We start from the raw sequence: 21,902 nt of genomic DNA, 5'->3' as shown, positions 1-21,902 counted from the left end.
ATGTCTCTCCGCGATGGGTTGGGGGAATGAAGCGCGCAAGCGGCGTGCCGCGCGCGAGGGGAACGGGATTTCGTCTGCGGGACTCTTTACTGTGGATTGGCGCTGCCTGCGTACCACGCGGCAGCCGCGTCGATTTCTTCCGCAGTCATATTGCGCGCGATATTGCGCATCTGCCCGGAAATATCGTTGTGGCGCGTGCCATTTGCAAACGCTGCGAGTTGCGCCTTCGTGTAGGCCGCGGGCAGACCGTCGAGCCATGGGCTGCCGACCTTGCTGTCCACGCCGCCGTGGCATGCCGCGCAGACGGGAATATTGCGCAGCGGTGCGCCGTGCGCGACGATCGCGGGCGGATCGCCGCGCAGATGCGCGAACGGCGCGAGCGACGCGTAATACGCCGCCAGATCGCGCATGTCCTGATCGGAAAGATTCTGCGCCATCGGCGACATTACGGCGCTTTGCCGCGCGCCGCTCTGGAAATCCAGTAGCTCTTTATAGACCACGCTCGCATATTGCCCCGCGAGATTCGGCGAATTCGCTTCGCTCATGCCGCGCTGGCCGTGACACATCGTACAGCGCAGCGACAGCGTCGCGCCGCGCCCAATCGAAAGGCTGGTCGCGCCGTCCAGCATGTGCGGCGCGAGTTCGACCGTGCTGACTTTGTAGCCGGGCGACACCGTCGCGCTTGCCTGATACCACTGGCGCGGCACGCCCGCTGCGCTGCAGATCGCATTCCAGATACCCTGGAATTGCGGGTCAGTCTGCGCGGAAGGCAGCCACACGAAGCCGATCAACGCCGACACCACCAGCACCAGAATCGTCGCGCCGACGCTCGCGCGAAACCAGACGTTGCTTAACGAGAACAGGCGTTCGTCGCTCATCGCGGTGCTCCGATCGGAATGGCGGGCACGGCCGTATCCGGTGTGGCGAGCAGTTGCGCGATGGGATAGCCGTAGTTCGCGACCGTGAGCGCGACCATCAGCACGATCCATAACGCGAAGCTGTTGAGCGCCACCGGCAGCGTGGGCGATTCATGCACCGGCGTGCTGAAGCGGTAGTCCTCGGCGGGCTGCACGGCGCTGCGATGGCCTTGCAGCAGCACGATGAAAAACAGCACCACCGAGATCACGAGTATCAACCCGCCAATCGCCGAAATCGTCACGAGACTGGCCTGCGCCGCGAGCGCGGGATCGCTGTAATCGAAATAGGCCATGCGGCGCGGCATGCCGAGAATGCCAACCAGGTGCCACGGAAACGTCGTCACGATCATGCCGATGAACCACAGCCACAACTGCCAGCGCATGAGCCGCCAGTTGCTGAGCGCGCGGCCCGTGAGTTGCGGCCACAGATCGTAGGCAATGGCGAAATACATGATGACGATCGCACCGCCATAGATCAGGTGAAAATGACCCGTGACCCATTGGGTGTTGTGGATCGGCTGATCGAGCTGGTAGCTCATGTTGATGAGGCCGCCCGCGCCGCCAAAGCCCAGCATCACGAACGAGAACGCCAGTGCGAGCATCTGCGGATTGTGCCAGGGCAGCTTCGCGATCCAGCCGAACGTACCTTTGCCGCCGCGCAGCCGTCCGGCGATTTCGACCGAGGCGCAGATCGTAAACACGGTCAGCAACGTGGGCACCGCCACGAGCGCCGTGAAGACCGATTGCAGGAACTTGAAGCCCGAACCGACCTGCGGATCGGTGAAGAGGTGATGCAGGCCGATCGGCATTGCCACCACGAGGAACAGGATGAACGAGATGCGCGCCATCGAATCGCTATAGAGCCGTCCGCCGATCGCGCGCGGAATGATCGTGTAATAAGCGATATACGCGGGCATCAGCCAGAAATACACAATGGCGTGCAGCGTCCAGGAGAAGAACACGCGCGCGAGGCCCGCGTCGATGGTGTTGCGCCAGCCCAGCGCGACCGGCAGGATCTGGAACAGCACTTCGATGGCCGCGCCCACTGCGGTCCAGCCCCACAGATAGGCGCCCGCCGTGGTGGCGAACATCGCCAGCGGCACGGGCTTGCCGCGATTGTCACGCTTCCACGCCGCGAGATTCACGCTCATCAACGCGACCCAGACCCACGAGCCGACCACCACGAGCACCACGCCGATGTAATAGAACACGTTGCCGATCATCGGCGGATAGAAGGTATAGAGCACCGATGCGCGACCGAGCGCGACCGGCACCGAAGCCGTCACCGCGCCCAGCGCGAGCAGGATGAAGCCGAGCCACGCGAAGCGCACGCCCACCAGCGGGCGCTTGAGCGCGAGTTCGCTCACCGCGTAGCCAAAGCCCATGGCAATGAGCGTGGGAAACGCGTAGCCCATCACCGTGCCGTGTTCGGTGACGGATCGATAATAAAGTTCGGGGTCCTTAAGCCAGGGATGCAGCGGGCTGCGCACGAGCATCTGCCACGCGCCAAGCAGGAGCGCCACGCCAAACAGCACGAACGCAAGCCAGAAATGGGCGAGCACGAGTCGCTTGTTATTTAACACAGCTCAGTCTCCCCGAATGGTTCTCCGGCAACGCGGCCATCTGCATGAAGGCGTCGCGATCGATAACCTTCACATGCGCCCACATGCCCTGGTGACCGGCGCCGCAATACTCGTGGCAAGGCATCAGATGATCGCCGGGCTGGGTGAATGTGGTGCGAAACGTGGAGACGTAGCCCGGTTCCACCATCGAATTGAGGTTGGTGTCGGTGACGAGAAAGCCGTGCACGACGTCGGCGCTGGTGGCGCGAAAGGTGATGGGCACGCCCGCGGGCACCACGATGCATTGCGGCGTGAACGAGTACTGCTGCGCGAGCACGCGCACGGTGACGGAGCCGTCGGGTTCGAGCGCGCTGCCAAGGTTCGTTTCGACGAATTCGCCGGAGACGTGCAGCGTTTCCGGGTTGATGGTCTCGACGCGCGAGGGCGGCATCATGGCCCAGTGCAGGCCGGTGAAAATCACCATCGCCACCAGCACGAGGACGAGCGCCACCATGAGCATGGCCCAGCGCCGCTCCACGCGCGCGGCGACTTCGGCGCTGGCGTGGCTGCCACCAGGATCGGTCGGATGTGTGGACATGTAGGCGGTTTGCGTGGTTAGTGGATCACGCCGCGAGGCAGGAACACGAGAAAGTAGAACGCGAACCAGAGCGCCGCCACGATGGCCGTAGCGATGCTGGCGAGCGCGAGCGCGCCGCTCGGGCCCTGGCGCACGATCTCGTCGACCTGCTCGTGTTGCGGACGCTCGCCCGGTTGCTCGGGCACGGGTGTTTCGATCATCGCGGCCTCAATTCAGCTCGTTTCGGTTCGCTTCAGAACAGCGGCGCGGAGCGCAGCGCATTGACTTCCTTCACGGATACCGGTGCGCCATGATTGCCCCACGCGGTGCGGATATAGGTGACCACGGCGGCCACTTCCTCGTCGGAGAGCGATTGCGCGAACGGCGGCATGCCATAGGGCATCGGGTTTTTCTTTGTGCCCGGCGCATAGCCGCCGTTGAGCACCATGCGAATGGGATTGACCGCCGAATTCATCTGGATCGACTGATTGTTCGCCAGCGGCGGGAAATGCGGCAGCTTGCCTTCGCCTTGCGTCGCGTGGCAGACGGCGCATTGCGCTTCGTAAATCTTCTTGCCGAGCGGCGCCAGACGATTCGCCTCTTCATTCACGAACGGGCTCTTGGGCGATTTATCGACTTCGTTCGAATGCCCCGGCAGCGACTTCAGATAGACCGCCACCGCACGCACGTCGTCTTCGCTCAAGTACTGGAAGCTGTCGTAGACGACTTCGGCCATCGGTCCGTACACCGCGCCGCGATTCGACACGCCCGCGTGTAGCAGATCGACGATATCGTCGATGCTCCAGTCGCCAAGGCCCGCTTCCTTGTTCGACGTGAGCGAGGGCGCGTACCAGTTCTGCAGGGGAATCAGGCCGCCCTGGAATTCCTTCGACGCCGAATTGCCGCCCAGCGCATTGATCTCCGTGTGGCACATCGTGCAGTGGCCGAGCCCTTCGACCAGATACGCGCCGCGATTCCATTCGACCGATTGTTTCGGATCGGGCTTGAATTCGCCTGCGCGGAAGAACAGCGCGCGCCAGCCGATCAACAGCGAGCGCTGGTTATAGGGAAAGCGCAGCGTATGCGCGCGATTGGGCTGATGCACGGGCGAGGTGGAAATCAGGTAGGCATAGATCGCATCGGAGTCGGCGCGCGTGACCTTGGTGTACGAGGCGAACGGCATGGCGGGATAGAGCAGCGTTCCGTCGCGCGATTTGCCTTCGTGCAGCATGCGGTAGAACTCGTCCGCGCTCCACGCGCCGATGCCAAACTCTTTATCCGAAGAAATATTCGGCGTATAGAGCGTGCCGAACGGCGTTTCCATCGGCCGGCCGCCGCCGAACATCTGCTTTGAAGGCACCGTATGGCAGGCGATGCAGTCGCCCGCGCGCGCGAGGTATTCGCCGCGCGCGATCTGCATCGCGCCGGTTGCGATGGGTTTTGCGTTGGCGCTTGCTGCGGCGGCTACGGCGCTGGCCGCATCGGCGGCGTTGGCTGAGGGTGCGGCGCTTTGCGCGTGCGCGCCCAGCGCGATGGCGCAACACAAGGCCAGCGGCGCAAAGATGCGAGCGGTGAGGGATCGAAGTTTTCGCACGTCGAGGCCTCGGCTAGTGGGGGACGCTGCCGCATGCGAGCGGCAGCGGCGTGGGCGCGGACGGCGTCGGATCGGCGGGCGCGGGTTGCGCGGCCAGCCACGCGGCGATGGCCGTGATGTCGCGCTCGGCCAAATGCGAGGCGATATCGTGCATGCAATCCGGGCTGGCGGCGCGGCGCGTGCCGTAGCGGAACGCGCCCAGTTGCGCGCTGACGTACTCCGCGTGCAGACCGAGCAGGCCGGGAATCGCGGGCTGCATGCCGGTGAGCGAGGCGCCGTGGCAGGCCGCGCAGGCGGGCACATTGCGCTCGGGCGCGCTGTTCGTCACGAGCGATTTGCCAAGCGCGAGCATGGCGGCGTCCACCTTGGGCGTGGCGGGCGGCGGGTAGGGCGGATGCTGCTGCGCGAAGAAGTCGGCGATCTGCTTGAGGTAGGCGTCCGGCAGATACGCCAGCAGATAGTTCATCGGCGGATAGCTGCGGCCACCGTCACGAAACGCGATCAACTGGTTGTAGAGATAGCCCGCGGGCTTGCCGGCCAGGCGCGGGAAATAATCGTTGTCGGTGCCTTCGCCATGCGCGCCGTGGCACGCTGCGCAGCCCATTACGCGGGCCTGCATGGTGTCGGGCGCGCGCTCGGCGGGTGGCGCCGCATGCGGGAGTGCGCCCGGCAACGCGAGCGCGAGAGCGCTGATGACCAGGCGGACGATGCGATGGCTCAATGATTCCCTCGTTGCGGATGGTGGTCCAGCTAACTTCAGCTAACACAAGCGCGTTGCGATTCGATATCAGTTGAGGTGTCGTGCGGTTGTGGGGTGACAGACAGGGCGACTGCGTTCCGGCGCGCATCCTCTGCGGCAGATTATGAGTAAAAACAAAAGTCGTCGCGATGAATGTGCGCAACGCGGCAAGGCCGTTTCTTTACGTTTATCCCTTAAAAATAGATGTTTGCTAACACGAATGGTATCCGGCGTTTAAACGATCGATATCGATTGTCACGGAGTGCGAAGTAATGTTCGGTCGCATCGCCAACATGTGAGGCGATATTCAGAACTCGCCGGAAGCTGGGTTGTCCGATGACTTCGCCACGCGATCCTCATGTCGTTTGGCCCTGCAAGCGCCGTAAGATTGCGGCTCGCTCACACAGTTGTCCGACGACGTATAATGATGCGAAACCCGCATACCAAGGAGAGGACGATGGCCGATCCGCTCGCCGCGCCCATGCTCAACCGTCCGCCCCGCAATCGCAATCTCGCCGAACACGTTGTCCACTACGTCAACGAGCAGATCGCCTCGCGCGCACTCAAACCCGGCGACAAACTGCCGACCGAAAGCAGTCTCATGACCCTGCTGGGCGTGAGCCGCACCGTCGTGCGCGAAGCCATTTCGCGCCTGCAGGCGATGTCCGTGATCGAGACGCGTCATGGCATCGGCAGCTTCGTGCTGGAGCCGCGCCGCGAGCCGCTCGATCTCGACGTCGTGCCCGCGAGCACGCTCAACGATCTGCTTTCCGTGCTCGAACTGCGCATCAGCCTCGAAACCGAATGCGCGGGCCTGGCCGCCCAGCGCGCGAGCGAGCGCGATCTTGCGCAGATCCGCACGGCGCTCGATGCGATTTCGGCGGCCACGCGCGCGGGCGGTGACAGCGCGGGCGCCGATCTGCAATTTCACGTCTCCGTGGCGCGCGCCACGGGCAACCGTTATTTCGTCGATATCCTCACGCAAATGGGCGCGGCCTTGATTCCGCGCCATCGCATCGACTCGGCCGGCATCGCGCACAGCGACCCGAAAGCCTATGCCGAACTCGTGAACCGCGAGCACGAGAGCATCTTCGAAGCCATCGCACGTCACGATCCCGAAGGCGCGCGCGCCGCGATGCGCATGCATCTGTCGAGCAGCCGCGAAAGACTGCGGCGTGCGGCAACGGCGGCCGGCGAAACGGCTTGAGGCGTCAAGCCCATAAAAAATCAGCGGCCATCTCCGGCCGCTGATTTGCGCGCTGTTTTGCGTATATGCGTGAGGTTTTATCCGCGCACGAGTTCGCCATTCCTGCGTCGCCACAGCTCAAGCGGATTGTTCTCCGCGAGCGCCTCGGGCAGCAAACCCGCCGGGAAATCCTGATAGCACACCGGGCGCAGGAAGCGCTCGATCGCACTGGTGCCCACCGAAGTCGCGCGGCTATCGGAGGTCGCCGGGAACGGGCCGCCGTGCACCATCGCATGCGTGACTTCCACGCCGGTCGGAAAACCATTGACGAGCAGGCGTCCCGCCTTGCGCTCGAGAATCGTCACGAGGCGCTGCGCGGCGCCCAGGTCGTCGTTGTCCATCTGGATCGTCGCGGTCAACTGACCCGCGAAGTGTTCCGCCACCGCCAGCAACTGCGCTTCATCCTTGCAGCGCACCAGCGTCGAGGCCGGGCCGAACACTTCGTCTTCGAGCGCGGGCTGCGCGAGAAAGGTCTGCGCATCGGTGACGAAGAGCGCGGCGCAGGCCTGGTTCGGGCCGCTTTCCGGCTGACCGTGTGCGAGCGCGCTCACGCCAGACGTTTGCGCCAGCCGCTGCGTGCCTTGCTCATACGCCGCGTGGATGCCCGCCGTGAGCATGGTCTGGGCCGGCTTGCCGCCAAGTGCGCTCGAAGCCGTATCGACGAACTGCGTCAGCGCCAGACTGTCGATGGCGATCGCCAGGCCCGGGTTCGTGCAGAACTGGCCCGCGCCGAGCACCAGCGAATCCACAAAGCCCTGCGCGATAGCCGCGCCGCGTGCAGCAAGCGCCTGCGGAAGCAGGAAAACCGGGTTGATGCTGCTCATCTCCGCATAGACGGGAATCGGCTCCGGGCGCTGCGCGGCGATGCGCATGAGCGCCGTCCCGCCTGCGCGCGAACCGGTGAAACCCACGGCCTTGATGGCTGGATGCGCGACCAGCGCTTCGCCAACGGTGCGACCCGCGCCAACGATCAGCGAGAACACGCCTTCGGGCAAGCCCATCTCCTTGACGGCCTGCTGGATCACGCGGCCCACCATTTCGGACGTGCCCAGGTGCGCGCCGTGTGCCTTCACGACTACCGGGCAGCCTGCGGCCAGCGCAGCCGCCGTGTCGCCGCCCGCCACTGAAAACGCGAGCGGGAAATTGCTCGCGCCGAACACCGCGACAGGGCCGATCGCGATCTTCTGCAGCCGTAGATCGGGGCGCGGCAGCGGCTTGCGCTCGGGCAGGGCGGAATCGAGTGTCGCCGTGAGCCACAAACCCTGACGGACTTCCTGAGCGAACAGCTTCAACTGGCCGACCGTGCGGCCGCGCTCGCCTTCGAGGCGCGCCTTCGGGAGGCCGGTTTCCGCATGGGCGCGTTCGGTGAGCGCGTCGCCCAGCGCGGCGATGCCGTCCGCAATGCGCTCGAGAAAGGCCGCGCGCGTGGCGAGCGGCAACTGGCGATACGTGTCGAAGGCCGCGCGGGCCAGCTCGCAGGCCTGCGCGACGTCGTCGGCAGTGCCGCTGCCGAAGGCGGGCGTGGGAATGTCTTCGCCGGTGCTGGGGTTGAAGGCCAACAGGGGCGCGTTCGAGCCGCGCACCGCGCGGCCTCCGATAAGCATGTCGCCGGTGATCTGCATGTCGTCTCCTGACGCGGATAGATGAGTTATGTCATCGTACAACATAAGCGTGCTGCGCTACAATCGCCGCAGTAATAAGCGGTAGATCCCATGTGGAATAGGCAAATAAAGGGTAAACACCACATTGGAGTTGTCCGATGACTTGGCTATGATGTCATCAGACAACGTACTACAGTGCGATGCACCGACAGGAGACAACCTCGATGTCCGCTTCCGCCTTCCGCTACGACTCGCTGCTGGATTCAGCCAGCGCCAAGGTCAAGCGGCATGTCTTGCCGCTGTTTCTGATCATGTTCATCGCGAACTATATCGACCGTGTGAACGTCGGTTTCGCCAATACCCACATGGAAGCCGATCTTGGCCTCTCGGCGGCGGCGTATGGTCTGGGCAGCGGGCTGTTCTTCATCGGCTATGCGCTGTTCGAAGTGCCGTCGAACATGCTGATGCAGAAGTTCGGCGCGCGCGCCTGGCTGACGCGCATCATGGGCACGTGGGGCGTGGTGGCGGGCGCGATGGCCTTTGTGCAGAACGACACTTCGTTCTACGTGCTGCGCTTCCTGCTCGGCATCGCGGAAGCGGGGTTCTTTCCGGGCGTGGTCTATTACTTCGCGCAGTGGCTGCCGCAGAAGGAACGCGGCAAGGCCGTGGCAATCTTTCTGGCGGGGTCGGCGTTTGCTTCGGTGCTGTCCGGGCCGGTCACGGGCGCGCTGCTGTCGGTGCGCGGTCTGGGTCTGGCCGGCTGGCAGTGGATGTTCCTGATCGAAGGCGCTTTCTCCATCGCGCTGTGTGCGGCAAGCTGGCTGCTGCTGAAGTCGCGCATCCGCGACGCGCACTGGCTCAGCGACGAAGAGCAGGGCGCGCTGGAAAGCTACATGGCGCGCGAGCAGGCCGAGCGCGAAGCCGCCACGGGCGCGCATGTGCCGGTCATGCGTCTGTTGCGCGACCCGCAGATCGTGCTGTTCTGCTTCCTCTACTTTGCGATCCAGCTGACGATCTACGCGGCCACTTTCTGGCTGCCCACCATCATCCGCAAGATGGGGGGGCTGTCGGACTTCCAGGTGGGTCTCTACAACGCGATTCCGTGGATGATCGCCATTGTCGCGATGTACTGCTTCGCGCTGCTGTCCGCGAAGTATCGCCACCAGCAACGCTGGCTCGCGCTCACGCTGGTGATTGCGGCGTGCGGGCTGTTCGCTTCGACTTCGGCCAATCCGGTGTTCTCGTTCGTCGCGATCTGTTTTTCGGCGATTGGCTTCAAGGCGGCTTCGTCGCTGTTCTGGCCGCTGCCGCAGGGCTATCTCGATGCCCGCGTCGCGGCCGCCGTGATCGCGCTGATCAATTCGCTCGGCAATCTGGGCGGCTTCTTTGCCCCCGCTACCTTCGGTTATCTGCAGCAGCACACCGGTTCGATCGCGGGCGGCTTGTATGGCCTGGGTGTGACGTCGCTGATTGCGGCCGCTGCGTCGTTCCTCGCACGCAACAAGCCGTCGCGGCGCGCGTTCACCGACGAAGCCGAATCTGTCCATCGTGGCGCACACTGACGCTTTTGCCCACGACCACCGAGGACACCACTCATGCCAGACCGCCACTTCGTCTACGTTTCGAACGCCAATGACGGCGAGATCGACGTGCTGCACCTGGATGCCGATGCGGGCACGCTCACGCCGCATGCGCGCACGACCATCGCGCCGACCGTCATGCCGATGGCGCTTGCGCCGGATCGCCGTCATCTCTACGCAGTCACGCGCGGCAACGATCTGCACCTGTATCGCTACGCCATCGACGCGCGCAACGGCACGCTGACCACGCTCGGGCGCGCGCCGCTCGATTCGAGCTTCGCGTATCTGTGCGCCGATCCGCTTGGCCGCTTTCTGCTGGGCGCGTCGTATGGCGAGCATCGCGTGTGTCTGTATCGCACGCAGGACATCGAAAACGGCCTGGGCGCGCCGCTGCAGACCGTCGAAGGCATCCAGAACGCGCATGCCGTGATCGTGTCCGCCGATGGCCGCTTTGCCTATGCCTCGTCGCTGGGCAGCGATCGCGTGTTCTGCTTCGCGCTGGAAGACGAGGGGCGTCTGCGCGAGATCGGCACTGTCGATCTCGGCCAGGGCTTCGGGCCGCGCCATCTGTGCCTGGCGCCGGACGGCAATACGCTTTACGTGCTGAGCGAATTCCGCGCGACCGTTGCAGCGCTCGCACGCGACGCGCAAAGCGGTGAACTGACGCTGCGCCACGTATCGCCGCGCGCCGCCGATCTGGCGCATCTGAACGACGGCTTTGCGCGGCCCAGTTCGTCGGACCCGGTGCAGCCCGATCCGGCCGTGCTCGCGAAGCTCGTCTGGGCCGCCGATATCCACGTCTCGCCCGATGGCCGCTTCGTCTATGCGTCGGAGCGTACGACCAGCCGCCTGCTCACCTACGCCGTGCAGCCCGACGGCTCGCTCGACTACGCGGGCTTTGTCGATACCGAAACCCAGCCGCGCGGATTCCGGCTCGATCCGTCGGGCCGCTTCGCGGTGGCGTGCGGAGAAAAGTCGCCGCATGTCTCGCTGTATCGCGTCGATGCGCAGAGCGGGGCGCTCACCCTTGCCGCGCGCTGCGCGGGCGGGCACGGCGCGAACTGGGTGGAGATTGTCGCCGCTTCCTCCTGAGTCTCCTTTGAACCGATTCGATTGATCGACTGGCGCGGCTCTTTCCGCTCGCGCCGCTTTTTAACAGGTAACGCATTCATGACCACACAGACCGTCAAGCCGAACACAACCCCGGTTGTGACCGAACTGCGCGTCGTGCCCGTCGCGGGCCGCGACAGCATGCTGATGAATCTCTCCGGCGCGCATGGCCCGTTCTTCACGCGCAATGTCGTGCTGCTGCGCGATAGCGCGGGCAATACGGGCATCGGCGAAGTGCCGGGCGGCGAGGCGATCCGCAAGACGCTCGACGATGCGCGCGCCTTCGTGGTCGGCCAGTCGATCGGCAATCTCCAGGCCGTGCTCAACACGGTGCGCAAGCAGTTCGCGGACCGCGACTCGGGCGGCCGCGGCCTGCAGACCTTCGACCTGCGCACGACGATTCACGCCGTCACCGCGCTTGAAGCCGCGTTGCTCGATCTGCTTGGCCAGCATCTGGGCGTGCCGGTCGCGGCATTGCTGGGCGAAGGGCAGCAGCGCAGTGAAGTGGAGATGCTGAGTTACCTGTTCTTTATCGGCGATCGCAACAGGACGGATCTGCCGTACGCGAGCGGCGCCGATGGCCGCGACGACTGGGAGCGCCTGCGCACCGAAGCGGCGATGACGCCCGAAGCCGTCGTGCGTCTGGCCGAAGCCGCGAAGGCGCGTTACGGCTTCAACGATTTCAAGCTCAAGGGCGGCGTGCTGGCGGGCGACGCGGAAATGGAAGCAGTCACGGCGCTGGCCGAACGCTTCCCCGATGCGCGCGTGACGCTGGACCCGAACGGCGCGTGGTCGCTCGCCGAGGCGATCCGCCTGTGCCGCGACAAACATGACGTGCTGGCCTACGCGGAAGACCCGTGCGGCGCGGAAAACGGTTACTCGGGCCGCGAGGTGATGGCCGAATTCCGCCGCGCGACCGGCCTGCCTACGGCCACCAACATGATCGCTACCGACTGGCGTCAGATGGGCCACGCGATCCAGCTGCAGTCGGTCGATATTCCGCTGGCGGACCCGCATTTCTGGACCATGCAGGGTTCGGTGCGCGTCGCGCAGATGTGCAACGACTGGGGCCTCACGTGGGGCTCGCACTCGAACAATCACTTCGACATTTCGTTGGCGATGTTCACGCATGTGGCCGCAGCCGCCCCCGGCAAGATCACCGCGATCGACACGCACTGGATCTGGCAGGACGGCCAGCGCCTCACGCGCGAGCCGCTGCAGATCGTCGGCGGCAAGGTGCAGGTGCCGCAGAAGCCGGGCCTTGGCATCGAGATCGACCTCGACGAACTGGAAAAGGCGCATGCGCTGTATCAGCAGCATGGACTGGGCGCGCGCGACGACGCCGTCGCCATGCAATACCTGATTCCCGACTGGAAATTCGACAACAAGCGTCCGTGCCTCGTGCGCTGAGATTTGAACAACCGCATCGACCGATCAATCGAAACGATCAAAGGATCACCACCATGACCACTCCGCAAGAACTCAAGCAAATCGTCTCCGAAGGACTGCTTTCGTTCCCCGTCACCGACTTCGACGCGCAGGGCAATTTCCGCGCCGACACCTACGCCGAGCGCCTCGAATGGCTTGCTCCGTATGGCGCGAGCGCGCTGTTCGCGGCGGGCGGCACGGGCGAGTTCTTCTCTCTGACGAAAAGCGAATACTCGCAGGTCATCAAGACCGCGACCGAAACCTGCAAGGGCAAGGTGCCGATTCTCGCGGGCGCGGGCGGCGCGACGCGCGTAGCCATCGAATACGCGCAGGAAGCGGAACGCAACGGCGCTCAGGGCATCCTGCTGATGCCGCATTACCTCACGGAAGCATCGCAGGAAGGCATCGCCGCGCACGCCGAGCAGGTCTGCAAGGCGGTGCCGAAGATGGGTGTGATTATTTACAACCGCGCTAATTCAAAGCTGGGCGCGGACATGCTCGAACAGCTCGCCGACCGTTGCCCGAACCTCATCGGCTTCAAGGACGGCGTGGGCGAGATCGAGGCGATGGTGACGATTCGCCGCCGTCTGGGCGACCGCTTCTCGTATCTGGGCGGCCTGCCTACGGCGGAAGTCTACGCCGCCGCCTACAAGGCGCTGGGCGTGCCGGTGTACTCGTCGGCGGTGTTCAACTTCATTCCGAAGACGGCGATGGACTTCTACCGCGCAATCGCGGCCGATGACCACGCAACGGTCGGCAAGCTGATCGACGAATTCTTCCTGCCGTATCTGCAGATCCGCAACCGCCGCTCGGGTTACGCGGTGAGCATCGTCAAGGCGGGTGCGAAGCTGGTGGGCCACGACGCGGGCCCGGTGCGCGCGCCGCTGACCGATCTGAACGAAGAAGAACTCGCGCAGCTCGACGTGCTCATCAAGAAGCTGGGCGCGCAGTAAGTCAGGGTTTCCAATGCAACGGGCCCGCGAGCAATATTTGTTCGCGGGCCCGTTGTTTATTGGCGTCAATCGCGTCACCGACGCGTTTGTGTGCCGGGTTCAGTGTCCGAACAGGTCGAAATTGCCATTGGCGGCGTTGGCGGCGGCGTCTGCAGTGTCGCGCTTGCGCCGCGGGCCTTTTGCCGTTTTGGCTGCTTTCGCTGCCTTGGCCTTGCCAAACAGATCTTCCGGCGTGAAGCCGAATTCGGCGATGGCGGCGCGGGCGGTCGCAAGCGCTTCCTGAGCCGCCTCGGCGCGCGCCGCTTCGATGCGCGCGTCGAGGGCGCGTTTTTCGGCGAGCAATTCGAGGTAGGTAGCCATCTGCGCGTGTGTCGGGTCGAGTGTAGGGGAGCGCCGATTTTACGCCATGCGCCGCACGCTGTGCCAGGCAGGCGATACGGGGCACGCTCAGCGCGCGGGGCATAGGGTTTGCTACAGCCGACGGCTGTGCGCACTCTCCCTCCATGCCTGCCATGATTTCATTTCCCCTGCTGTCCCGCCGACGTTTGCTCGCCGCCGCCTTTGCTGTTTCTCCGCTTCTCATGACGTCCGGCTGCGCCTGGTTCGGTCCGCATATGTTGCGCACCGATCAGGTCGACTACGAACGGGCGCTGGGCGACGCCAAGAAGCGCGAAATGCTCGCGACCATCGTGGGCCTGCGCTACGGCGATTCGCCTTCGTTCGTGGCGGTGAGCCAGATCATTGCGTCGTACACCTTCGAGGCCAACGCCGGCGCGCTGGCCGAAGGCGGCTCGCGCAATGCGGGCACGAGCTACGGCCAGGCGAGCGTGGGCGCGTCGTACTCGAATCACCCGACCTTCACGTTCACGCCGACCACGGGCGATGCGCTGGCGACCGGCTATATCCGCCCCTTGCCGACCGAACTGGTGCTGCCGCTCGCCGATAGCGGCGTGCCCGTCGATTTGCTGCTGCGGCTTTCGGTGCAGTCGATCGGTGGCCTGCAGAACGCCGCGCCGCTGGGTGGGCCGACCAGCGACGGCAATCCGGGCTTCTTCGAACTGCTGAGAGCGCTGCGCCGCCTGCAACTGGCGGGGCAACTAACGGTCAGCTATAAGCAGGACCCAAAAGATCCCAAAGGCCACGTGACGATGAGTCTGGGCGCCGACGGCGCGCCGCCAGAATCGGCCGCCGATCTCGCCGAGGTGCGCCGCCTGCTGCATCTGTCGCCCGTGGTGCGCGAATATCAGGTGGTCTACGGTCCTGCTGCGGGCGCCAACGGCCACACCGTCAATATGGTGACGCGCTCGTTGATGGGCATTCTGAGCAATCTGGGCGCGCAGATTTCCGTGCCCGAGGACGATGTTTCGCGCGGCGCGACCATGCCGACCGTGCATCTCGTGGGCGGCGAAACGCGGCCTACCATCGTCGTGCACGTGGGCAAGAAGGCCCCGGCCGATGCGTACGCAAGCATCGAGTATCACGGCGCGACTTACTGGATCGATAACGACGATTTCGATTCGAAATACGCGCTCACGGTGCTGCAGAATCTGATCGCGCTTTCGCAGGCCAACCAGGACCCGAAGGCGCCGATCCTCACGGTGCCGGCGGGCTAGGCCAGCCCTAGAGATACACGGCGAGCAGGGCGGTCGCCAGCGCCGCGCAGCCCATCAGCAGCGCCGCAAGCCAGAGCGAAGCGCGCCGTGGCGCACGCGACGCGGCGGGCAAGGACTTGGTGCCCGTCACCATCGGCCCGACGAGGTTGTGCCCTTTTACGAGCGCATACACGGCGATCGCGCAGAGATGCAGCACCACGGCAGCGGCCAGCACGTCCCAGCCATAGGCGTGGATGGCCGAGATCGCATTGGCGAGGGCGGCGGGCACGATTTCAGAAAGTGGGCCTTCGTCGGCGATGTCGTTGTTGACGTAGAGGCCGCTGAGCGTTTCCACCAGCAGCAGTGCGAGCAGGAGCAGCACCATCCAGCCGCCTGCCGCGTTATGGCCGACCTGGACGTCGGGCTCGCGGCGCGCCAGTTGGCGCAAATGCCGCCACGCCGCCAACGGCGAGGCGAGAAAACGCGTAAAGCGCGCGGTCTCGCTGCCCCAGCAGCCCCAGAGCAGGCGAAACAGCACGAGCGCGAGCAGCGTCTCGCCCGCGCGTACGTGCAACTGCATCCAGTTCATGCGCTGCGAGAGCCACGCTATCGCGACCAGCGCGACGGTGAGCCAGTGAAAGAGCCGTGTGGGCAGATCCCAGACTCTGACGCGACGCGGCGGGGGGTCTATCTCCATGCCAATCCTTGTGGTGCGCCCGGCTATCTGGCCATCTGGCGCTACGTGACATTGGCGCGCGCTTTCGGCCATACTTTCGGCTGCCTTTCTCGTCCAGCCAGCCAAGCCGATGAATAAAAACCGACTCGAAGCATTCAGCGATGGCGTGCTCGCCATCATCATCACCATCATGGTGCTGGAACTCAAGGTGCCGCACGGCGAGGACCTCACCGCGCTCGCGCCGCTCTGGCCGACGTATCTGAGCTACGTGCTCAGCTTCGTGTACGTGGGCATTTACTGGAACAACCATCATCACATGATGCATGCCGCGCGCAGCGTGAATGGATCGGTGCTGTGGGCGAATCTGCATCTGCTGTTCTGGCTGTCGCTGTTGCCGTTCACCACCGGCTGGATGGGCGAGAACCATTTCGGGCGCTGGCCTACCATGCTGTACGGCTTCAATCTGCTGCTCTGTGCGATCGCGTACGTCTTGCTGCAGGCCACGCTGGTTCACTATCACGGCATGCAAAGCCCGCTGGCGCGCGCGTTGGGGCGCGACCTCAAGGGCAAGGCTTCCGTGGTGGGGTATCTGCTGGGAATCGTGCTGGCGGCGCTGGACTGGCCGCATATCGGCGCGCTGTTCTTCGTCGCCGTTGCGCTGCTGTGGTTGATTCCGGACCGCCGCATGGAGCGTCTGGCGACCACCGCGCAGGAACAAGCCGAAGAGTAGAGCGCGAAGGGGCGCGGGCCTTGCAGGCGCCGCGCCCCGCAGTCAGTTCATGCCGCTTAGCCAGCCAGATGCTTGCGCTGGGCCAGTTCCTTTGCCTTGGCGATATCGGCCTGGATCACAGGCAGACCGGCGCTGGCGGCCTTCTTGAGGTCCGCGTCGCGGCCCGAGGCGATTTCCGCCTGAAATGCCGAAAGCGTCTTTTGCTGACCGCCCAGCGCGACCTGTTCGATATACGCCTTGTCGAAATCGGCGCCGCGCAGGTTCTTGATGCCGTCGATCACGGCGGTGTCGGGATCGTTCTTCGGCACGTCGACGCCACGCGGGCTGGCAGCGCGCATCGAATCCGAAAGCTTCGAATAGTCGGCAACGAGCTGTTCCGCGAAGGCCTTCACTTCGCGGTCGGTCGAGCGCGAGTCGGCAATGCGGGCGGCGTCGCGCTGGGTCGCGACGGTCTGCGTGCCGTCCGAGATAAAGGTTTTGTCGGCGGCGTGCAGTTCCGGTGCGGAGGCTGCCGGCGCAGCGGTCTGCGCATGGGCGCTCATCGAGAGCGCGAAGAGACCAACCGCGGAGGCACTGGCAAGCGTTGCAAGCGAGAGGCGAATCATAGGAACTCCTGTTTAGCGTGATATTCCACGCGTTTGGTATCGATGTCCGAAAAACGTTATGACCGGCACGACCGTTCGGCAGGTTTGTCGCGCAACGGTCTGAGGAATTCTAGGAAGTGAGCGCGTATACAGGTGCAACGATGGCGTCGCTTCTGTAACGGTTGGTAAGAAGACGGGATAATGCGTGCGGCTGGCGGGGGTTTCATCGCGTTGTCATATGTCGCGCCACACCTTTTGAAAAGGCCGCTACGCATGGCGCATGCAATGGCACAATGGCCGCTTTCCCGCCTTCATCATGCGCCGGCCGCGCGGCAAGATGAGCAGGACTGAACATCAGAACGCGTCAGGACGCACCAGAACAACCCCGGCAGGATTCGATCCCAGCATGAAACCCAGTACGCACCCCATGGCCGGCAAAGGCAGGCGTTTTGTCGAACGCATCTGGCGCCTGCGCATGGTGGGGCTCGCGCTTGGGTTCTTCTGCGTGGCCTCGGTGTTCGCGCAGCAGGAGCGCGGCGCGGTGCTCTGGTCGCTGCTGGTCTTTCACGGTTTCATCTGGCCACATGTGGCGCGCCGCGCCGCGCATGCCTGCGTCGTGCCGTATCGCGGCGAGCGTTTTAATCTGATGATCGACGCGGCAATGGGCGGCTTCTGGGTCGTCGCGATGCGCTTCAATCTGCTGCCGAGCGTGCTGATCCTCGTGATGCTCAGCATGAACGACATCGCAGCGGGCGGCCTGAAACTATTCCTGCGCGGAGTGGCCGCGCATCTGCTGGGGCTGGCGGCTGGGCTGCTCGCGCCCGGTTTTGCATTCGAGCCTGTCACGCGCATGCCCACCATCGTCGCGTGTCTGCCGTTTCTGATCGTCTATCCGATTGCGCTGGGCTGGAGCACGTATCGCATCTCGAAGAAGCTCGCGGAACAGACGCGCACGCTCGAAGGCCTCAGCCGCACCGACGGTCTCACCGGTCTGCTCAACCGCCGTCAATGGGAAATCCTGCTGGCGGCCGAATTCGAGCGTTGCCGCGCGACGCGCTATGCGTCGTCGCTGCTGCTGTTCGATCTCGATCACTTCAAGGTGGTCAACGATACGCGTGGTCATCAGGCCGGCGACGCCGTGCTGTGCGCGTTCGCAATGTTATTGCGCGAGCATTTCCGCGTGAGCGACAGTATCGGGCGCTATGGCGGCGAGGAATTCGGTGTGGTGCTGCCGGGCGCGACGCTTGCCGAAGCGCGTTCAGTCGCCGAGCGTTTCGTCGCGACGGTGCGGGAGAAAAACAAGGAGGCGGGCGGGCAATGCCCGTGTACGGTGAGTGTGGGCGTTGCGCAATGCGACGAGTCGATGATGGATCACGCGTCCTGGCTCAAACTGGCGGATGCGAGCCTGTATCGCGCGAAGATGACGGGACGCGATCGTGTGGTGACTGGGTGAGCGCGCTTGAAGTATTGCAGGCACGCACACCCAATCGTTTAGCTAGCCGAACTAACTGCGCGAACTAACTGAGTGAATTAACTGCGCAATCAAGGCAGCGAAATCGTGAGATTGGCCGACTGCGGGCCGAGCTTCACGATATTCGTATACGGCGCGAGCGAGCGCAGCGTGCTGTCACGCAGCCACGTATTGAGTCCAGTCCACGCGAGTATGCCCACGAGCGCGAACACCGCGCCGATGCTCCACAGCGGCACTTCGCGCTTGAGGCGGTGCGCGACCTGATCCGGCAGGGGCCAGTGCGGCGCGAACGGCGCGCGTTTGCCCTTGATATGCGAGATTTCGTCGCCCACGCGCGCCGTGAGATAGGCGAGCTTTTCCGGTCCTTCAAGCATGTATTTGCCCTGGAAACCCAGCAGCAGACACATGTGAAACACTTCGAGCGACTGCAGCCTCGCCGGTCCGCGCGCGCGGCAGTCTTCCAGATACTGGAAGAACTTCTCGCCCGCCAGTTGCTCGCCAAACAGCGCGAGCTGCAAGGGCCGGCGTTCCCAGTCCGAGCGGATCTTGAACTGCGACGACAGCACCGATTCGTCCACGGCCGCGCAGAACGCGAACTTCGCGGCGTAAACGTCTTCGGCGGAAGCGTTGAGTTTTTTCGCACCGCGTTCGAAGTCGCCCAGGAACTGCTGCACGCGCGCGCTGAATTCAGCGGCTTCGCCGGGCTCGCGGCCGTTCTTCAACAGAAACAGCATGAAGAAGCCGTCGTACAGCAGATCGAGCAGCGAGCGCACCTGATAGGCGGGATCGCTCGCGGGCATCTGCGGGGCGAGGGACGGCGGCGGCGTGTCGCCGAAGAGGGAGGGCGCGTTGCTCATGACGTCACCGCAATCAGTTCGAGTTTGAGATCGTTGATGCCCGAGGGCGTGTACACCATTGCCGACTGCGCCTGGATCATGCGCTCATAGAGCGCGCTGCGCGACTCCAGCGCGAAATAGCACGCACCGGGACGCACCGGAATGGCCGGCGGCACCTGCGGCGTGTAGACGAGCCGCACGCCCGGCATGGCCGAAAGCACCAGCTTGTCCACGTCGTCGGGCGCGCCGACCTTAAAGCGCGCGGGCACCGCTTCGACCAGATCGACGGCTTGCATGTCGGCGGATACGGCCAGATAGAAGGTGGTCTTGTCGTCGATCTTGCCGGAATCGAGCCGGCCGATATGGAACGAGGCACGCACTTCTTCCAGTGCGATCGCGAAGTACTGCGTCGAGATCACCGTTTCCAGCAGGTCGCGCAGAATCGCATCCAGACGCGCGAAACCCGGGCCCGGATCGTCGTGACGATAGGCGGGCAGATCGGCGAGCGTGTGGTTCTTCGAGAACGTCAGCAATTGCCCCGCCAGACGCAGCAGTTCCTGATAAAGCCGTTCAGGATGCAGCGCCGAATGCTGATACAGATGCGCGAGCGTCGCGAACGCGCCGCTGGCCGTATGCAGCAGCCAGAACGATGCGATGTCGCCCGAACGGAATTCGATGATGTTCTTGGTCGGCTCGCGATGGAAACCGTAGAGCGCGTTGACCTTGGCCTGCAAGGCGTCGATCAGGCGGCGCAGGCGCTGATGCAGGAGCGGCGAGGCCTCGATTGCGAGGCTCGGCGGCACGAAGCTTTCGTCGGCCTCGAAACCCGAGGACGCCGTGCGCCGCACGCGCACGACCGGCACCGAAAGCAACTGGTCGCGCGGTTCGGTGTGCGCCACCAGCTTCACGTTGTTCTTGAGGAACGTGATGTCGGCAAGCGCTGCATCCGTATAGTGATCGGGCACGTTTGCCTGTTCGCTCACGTAGCGCGCGACAAAACCCTCATTGCGGTCGCTCGCATAATTCGAGCCGTTTTCGCGCACCTGATGCAACGCGAGATAGAAGGTGAATTCGTTGATGCCTTCGGGCAGCGCATCGAGCGCGACCGGCGGCGGCAGATCGTCCGCTTGTGGAGCGGAATAGAGCGTGCCGTCGGGAAACACCAGCGACAGTTCGCTCAGGCGCAGGATATTGCTGCCGAGCGAGTCGTGATCGATGCGGATCGAACGCACGCCCCAGTTATATGGCTGGATCGCCTGGATCGATTCGAAGAGCCGGGCTTCGTGATAGGCGTCCTGCCGCTGGAAGTGCTGAGGCCTGAGAAACAGACCTTCCCCCCAAAGCACTTTCGAGGAATAGCTCATGATGATTCAGCGTTATGCGTCGATCGGGTCTCGCCATGCTTGCCGGCGGACTGGATTGTTGGTTGAAGAGGTCCGGTTTTGCTGCCTGCTTTTATTGCATCTGTATTGTGTTGCTTCTGGCCCGCTTTATATTGCGTCTGGAAAGCGATCATGGCCCGGTCATTACCCGCACGATACCGACGAAAGCAGATTGAGCGGCTGCGCCGTTTGTGCTGCGTCGATCGGGATCACCGTGCCGCTTGTCACCGTCATGGCGCAGTTGTGCAGTCCAACCATTATGCCGGACTTTTCCGATTTCGCCGGATCGAAAGCGAATTTCCAGCGTTGCATTGCGGGGTCGCGAAACAGCGCGACGATACCGAAAGCCTGCGCTTCACGCGAGACTTTTTCCGTGGCGTTATAGCGTTGCCCCGGGATCAGCGTAATTTCGCGCACGCTCAACAGATCTGCGCCGAGTGTGGTTTTTTCTTTAGCCGGGTCGGTGAAGGTATCGAACGGCGCCTGCTGGAACGAAGTAGGATCCTTGAGCGCGTAGAGGCGCACCACTAATGCGAGCGGTTTGTTGTCCGTGGCCGCATTGAGGTTGCGTGCGGCATACAGCGTGACGCCCAGATTGCGCGGCGGCTTTTGCGCGTCTGGTACGTCGGGTTTGCCGATGCCCACGATCTGCATGGCAGCCGACGCTGCGCTGCCGAGTGCGGGTACAGCCGCAGCACATCCGCCCAGCAAGGCGGCGCTGGCGCAAAGCATGGCTATGGTCGATGCGATTTGAATAATGCGCGCGGTCATTTTTATCGCGGGCCTCAAGCCCGAATCTCCAGCTTCGTTAAATACGCATGGTCACGGGAAATGCTAAGCGCATTGCGTGAGCATTATCCCCGTGAAGCTCGCTTTAATAAAATGCGGAAAACTTTGCTTCTCTGAATGCAGCTTCAATCAGGTATTCCGGAAAAAATTCCTTATTTTTCGCACCAACGCTTACCTGATGCTTCAACTACTTCCACTTAGCCGCCTTTTTTCTTTCTTTGTCTTTTCAAACCCAGTTGAATTATAGAAAATTGGCCTGTACTATACCCGCGCGCTGGGGGATAAGTAAAACTCTGGCTTCTCTCCTTGAATTAAAAATCAAACGGCGGTGAAAGAACGATGAAAAAGCGGGTCTTTTCGATGCTCACGGGGGCTGTGATCGCTTGCGGCGTAATGGCAGGCTGTACCACCCCGGCAAATACTCTCTCTGCATCGCCTGACGCATTCAATAAGGCGCTCGCCGACGCTGACGCGCAGTCGAAGGCCGGTAACCAGGATGACGCTCTCCAGGCCTACCAGAAACTCGCCGCTGCCG

General features: G+C 63.7%; 21 protein-coding genes and 1 pseudogene. 9 read left to right on the top strand and 13 right to left on the bottom strand.

The window, feature by feature from the left end; all coding sequences use genetic code 11:
- Nucleotides 1–86 precede the first annotated feature (86 nt).
- The 6 genes from VG320_RS26140 to VG320_RS26115 all read right to left on the bottom strand — a co-directional run bounded on the left by VG320_RS26140 (nt 87) and on the right by VG320_RS26115 (nt 5,269).
- The gene (locus VG320_RS26140) at nt 87–878 is read right to left on the bottom strand and encodes a c-type cytochrome (RefSeq protein ID WP_327202966.1); all 792 of its coding nucleotides are present in this window, start codon (nt 876–878) and stop codon (nt 87–89) included.
- Entirely contained in the window at nt 875–2,500 is a 1,626-nt protein-coding gene (locus VG320_RS26135; protein WP_327202965.1) for a b(o/a)3-type cytochrome-c oxidase subunit 1, read from the bottom strand. The genes VG320_RS26140 and VG320_RS26135 overlap by 4 nt, the downstream gene beginning before the upstream one ends.
- The gene (locus tag VG320_RS26130) at nt 2,490–3,077 is read right to left on the bottom strand and encodes a cytochrome C oxidase subunit II (RefSeq protein ID WP_327202964.1); all 588 of its coding nucleotides are present in this window, start codon (nt 3,075–3,077) and stop codon (nt 2,490–2,492) included. The genes VG320_RS26135 and VG320_RS26130 overlap by 11 nt, the downstream gene beginning before the upstream one ends.
- Before the next feature lie 17 nt (nt 3,078–3,094).
- On the bottom strand, nt 3,095–3,277 hold the full coding sequence (locus VG320_RS26125) for a hypothetical protein (RefSeq protein ID WP_327202963.1): 183 nt from the start codon (nt 3,275–3,277) through the stop codon (nt 3,095–3,097).
- A 32-nt stretch (nt 3,278–3,309) separates the two neighbouring features.
- A complete protein-coding gene (locus VG320_RS26120; RefSeq protein ID WP_414696124.1) occupies nt 3,310–4,584 on the bottom strand; it encodes a c-type cytochrome in 1,275 nt (424 codons plus the stop codon).
- A gap of 79 nt (nt 4,585–4,663) precedes the next feature.
- Entirely contained in the window at nt 4,664–5,269 is a 606-nt protein-coding gene (locus VG320_RS26115) for a c-type cytochrome (RefSeq protein ID WP_327203010.1), read from the bottom strand.
- Nucleotides 5,270–5,846: 577 nt separating this feature from the next.
- Here VG320_RS26115 and VG320_RS26110 point away from each other — a divergent pair.
- The gene (locus VG320_RS26110) at nt 5,847–6,596 is read left to right on the top strand and encodes a FadR/GntR family transcriptional regulator (protein WP_327202962.1); all 750 of its coding nucleotides are present in this window, start codon (nt 5,847–5,849) and stop codon (nt 6,594–6,596) included.
- A gap of 77 nt (nt 6,597–6,673) precedes the next feature.
- Here VG320_RS26110 and VG320_RS26105 read toward each other — a convergent pair whose 3' ends face one another.
- Nucleotides 6,674–8,257, bottom strand: a complete 1,584-nt coding sequence (locus VG320_RS26105; protein ID WP_327202961.1) for an aldehyde dehydrogenase (NADP(+)) — start codon at nt 8,255–8,257, stop codon at nt 6,674–6,676.
- A 203-nt stretch (nt 8,258–8,460) separates the two neighbouring features.
- Here VG320_RS26105 and VG320_RS26100 point away from each other — a divergent pair, with 203 nt between their 5' ends.
- The 4 genes from VG320_RS26100 to kdgD all read left to right on the top strand — a co-directional run bounded on the left by VG320_RS26100 (nt 8,461) and on the right by kdgD (nt 13,307).
- Complete coding sequence (locus VG320_RS26100) at nt 8,461–9,798, top strand: MFS transporter (protein WP_327202960.1); 1,338 nt, start codon at nt 8,461–8,463, stop codon at nt 9,796–9,798.
- Nucleotides 9,799–9,831: 33 nt separating this feature from the next.
- Nucleotides 9,832–10,908, top strand: a complete 1,077-nt coding sequence (locus VG320_RS26095) for a lactonase family protein (RefSeq protein ID WP_327202959.1) — start codon at nt 9,832–9,834, stop codon at nt 10,906–10,908.
- A 78-nt stretch (nt 10,909–10,986) separates the two neighbouring features.
- Complete coding sequence (gene gudD / locus VG320_RS26090) at nt 10,987–12,336, top strand: glucarate dehydratase (protein ID WP_327202958.1); 1,350 nt, start codon at nt 10,987–10,989, stop codon at nt 12,334–12,336.
- A gap of 53 nt (nt 12,337–12,389) precedes the next feature.
- Nucleotides 12,390–13,307, top strand: a complete 918-nt coding sequence (kdgD, locus tag VG320_RS26085; RefSeq protein WP_327202957.1) for a 5-dehydro-4-deoxyglucarate dehydratase — start codon at nt 12,390–12,392, stop codon at nt 13,305–13,307.
- 99 nt (nt 13,308–13,406) lie between these two features.
- Here the strand turns inward: kdgD and VG320_RS26080 are convergent, their stop codons facing one another.
- The gene (locus VG320_RS26080; protein ID WP_327202956.1) at nt 13,407–13,667 is read right to left on the bottom strand and encodes an H-NS family nucleoid-associated regulatory protein; all 261 of its coding nucleotides are present in this window, start codon (nt 13,665–13,667) and stop codon (nt 13,407–13,409) included.
- 221 nt (nt 13,668–13,888) lie between these two features.
- Here VG320_RS26080 and VG320_RS26075 point away from each other — a divergent pair, with 221 nt between their 5' ends.
- Nucleotides 13,889–14,920, top strand: a complete 1,032-nt coding sequence (locus VG320_RS26075; protein ID WP_327202955.1) for a hypothetical protein — start codon at nt 13,889–13,891, stop codon at nt 14,918–14,920.
- Nucleotides 14,921–14,927: 7 nt separating this feature from the next.
- Here VG320_RS26075 and VG320_RS26070 read toward each other — a convergent pair whose 3' ends face one another.
- The gene (locus tag VG320_RS26070) at nt 14,928–15,596 is read right to left on the bottom strand and encodes a cytochrome b/b6 domain-containing protein (RefSeq protein ID WP_327202954.1); all 669 of its coding nucleotides are present in this window, start codon (nt 15,594–15,596) and stop codon (nt 14,928–14,930) included.
- Between the two features lie 109 nt (nt 15,597–15,705).
- Here VG320_RS26070 and VG320_RS26065 point away from each other — a divergent pair, with 109 nt between their 5' ends.
- The gene (locus VG320_RS26065; RefSeq protein ID WP_327202953.1) at nt 15,706–16,305 is read left to right on the top strand and encodes a TMEM175 family protein; all 600 of its coding nucleotides are present in this window, start codon (nt 15,706–15,708) and stop codon (nt 16,303–16,305) included.
- 56 nt (nt 16,306–16,361) lie between these two features.
- Here the strand turns inward: VG320_RS26065 and VG320_RS26060 are convergent, their stop codons facing one another.
- The gene (locus VG320_RS26060) at nt 16,362–16,910 is read right to left on the bottom strand and encodes a DUF4142 domain-containing protein (RefSeq protein ID WP_327202952.1); all 549 of its coding nucleotides are present in this window, start codon (nt 16,908–16,910) and stop codon (nt 16,362–16,364) included.
- 385 nt (nt 16,911–17,295) lie between these two features.
- Here VG320_RS26060 and VG320_RS26055 point away from each other — a divergent pair, with 385 nt between their 5' ends.
- Nucleotides 17,296–18,342: a diguanylate cyclase gene (locus VG320_RS26055; RefSeq protein WP_327202951.1), complete on the top strand. Its 1,047-nt coding sequence runs from the start codon at nt 17,296–17,298 to the stop codon at nt 18,340–18,342.
- Nucleotides 18,343–18,431: 89 nt separating this feature from the next.
- On the opposite strand, the gene icmH is transcribed toward VG320_RS26055, so the two are convergent.
- From icmH to tssJ, 3 genes are all read right to left on the bottom strand, one after another.
- Nucleotides 18,432–19,217: a type IVB secretion system protein IcmH/DotU gene (gene icmH / locus VG320_RS26050; RefSeq protein WP_327202950.1), complete on the bottom strand. Its 786-nt coding sequence runs from the start codon at nt 19,215–19,217 to the stop codon at nt 18,432–18,434.
- The gene (gene tssK, locus VG320_RS26045) at nt 19,214–20,560 is read right to left on the bottom strand and encodes a type VI secretion system baseplate subunit TssK (protein ID WP_327202949.1); all 1,347 of its coding nucleotides are present in this window, start codon (nt 20,558–20,560) and stop codon (nt 19,214–19,216) included. The genes icmH and tssK overlap by 4 nt, the downstream gene beginning before the upstream one ends.
- A 162-nt stretch (nt 20,561–20,722) precedes the next feature.
- Nucleotides 20,723–21,310 carry a type VI secretion system lipoprotein TssJ gene (gene tssJ / locus VG320_RS26040; RefSeq protein ID WP_414696123.1) on the bottom strand — a complete coding sequence of 196 codons (588 nt, stop codon included), beginning with the start codon at nt 21,308–21,310 and terminating at the stop codon, nt 20,723–20,725.
- Between the two features lie 396 nt (nt 21,311–21,706).
- Here tssJ and VG320_RS26035 point away from each other — a divergent pair.
- Nucleotides 21,707–21,902 (top strand): annotated as a pseudogene (locus VG320_RS26035) (hypothetical protein); the annotation flags it as partial.

Origin of the sequence: Paraburkholderia sp. (genome assembly GCF_035948235.1) — a bacterium.
Lineage (GTDB): Bacteria > Pseudomonadota > Gammaproteobacteria > Burkholderiales > Burkholderiaceae > Paraburkholderia.
Note: the sequence above shows the minus strand (reverse complement) of the source record. Positions and strands in the feature narration are given on the sequence as shown.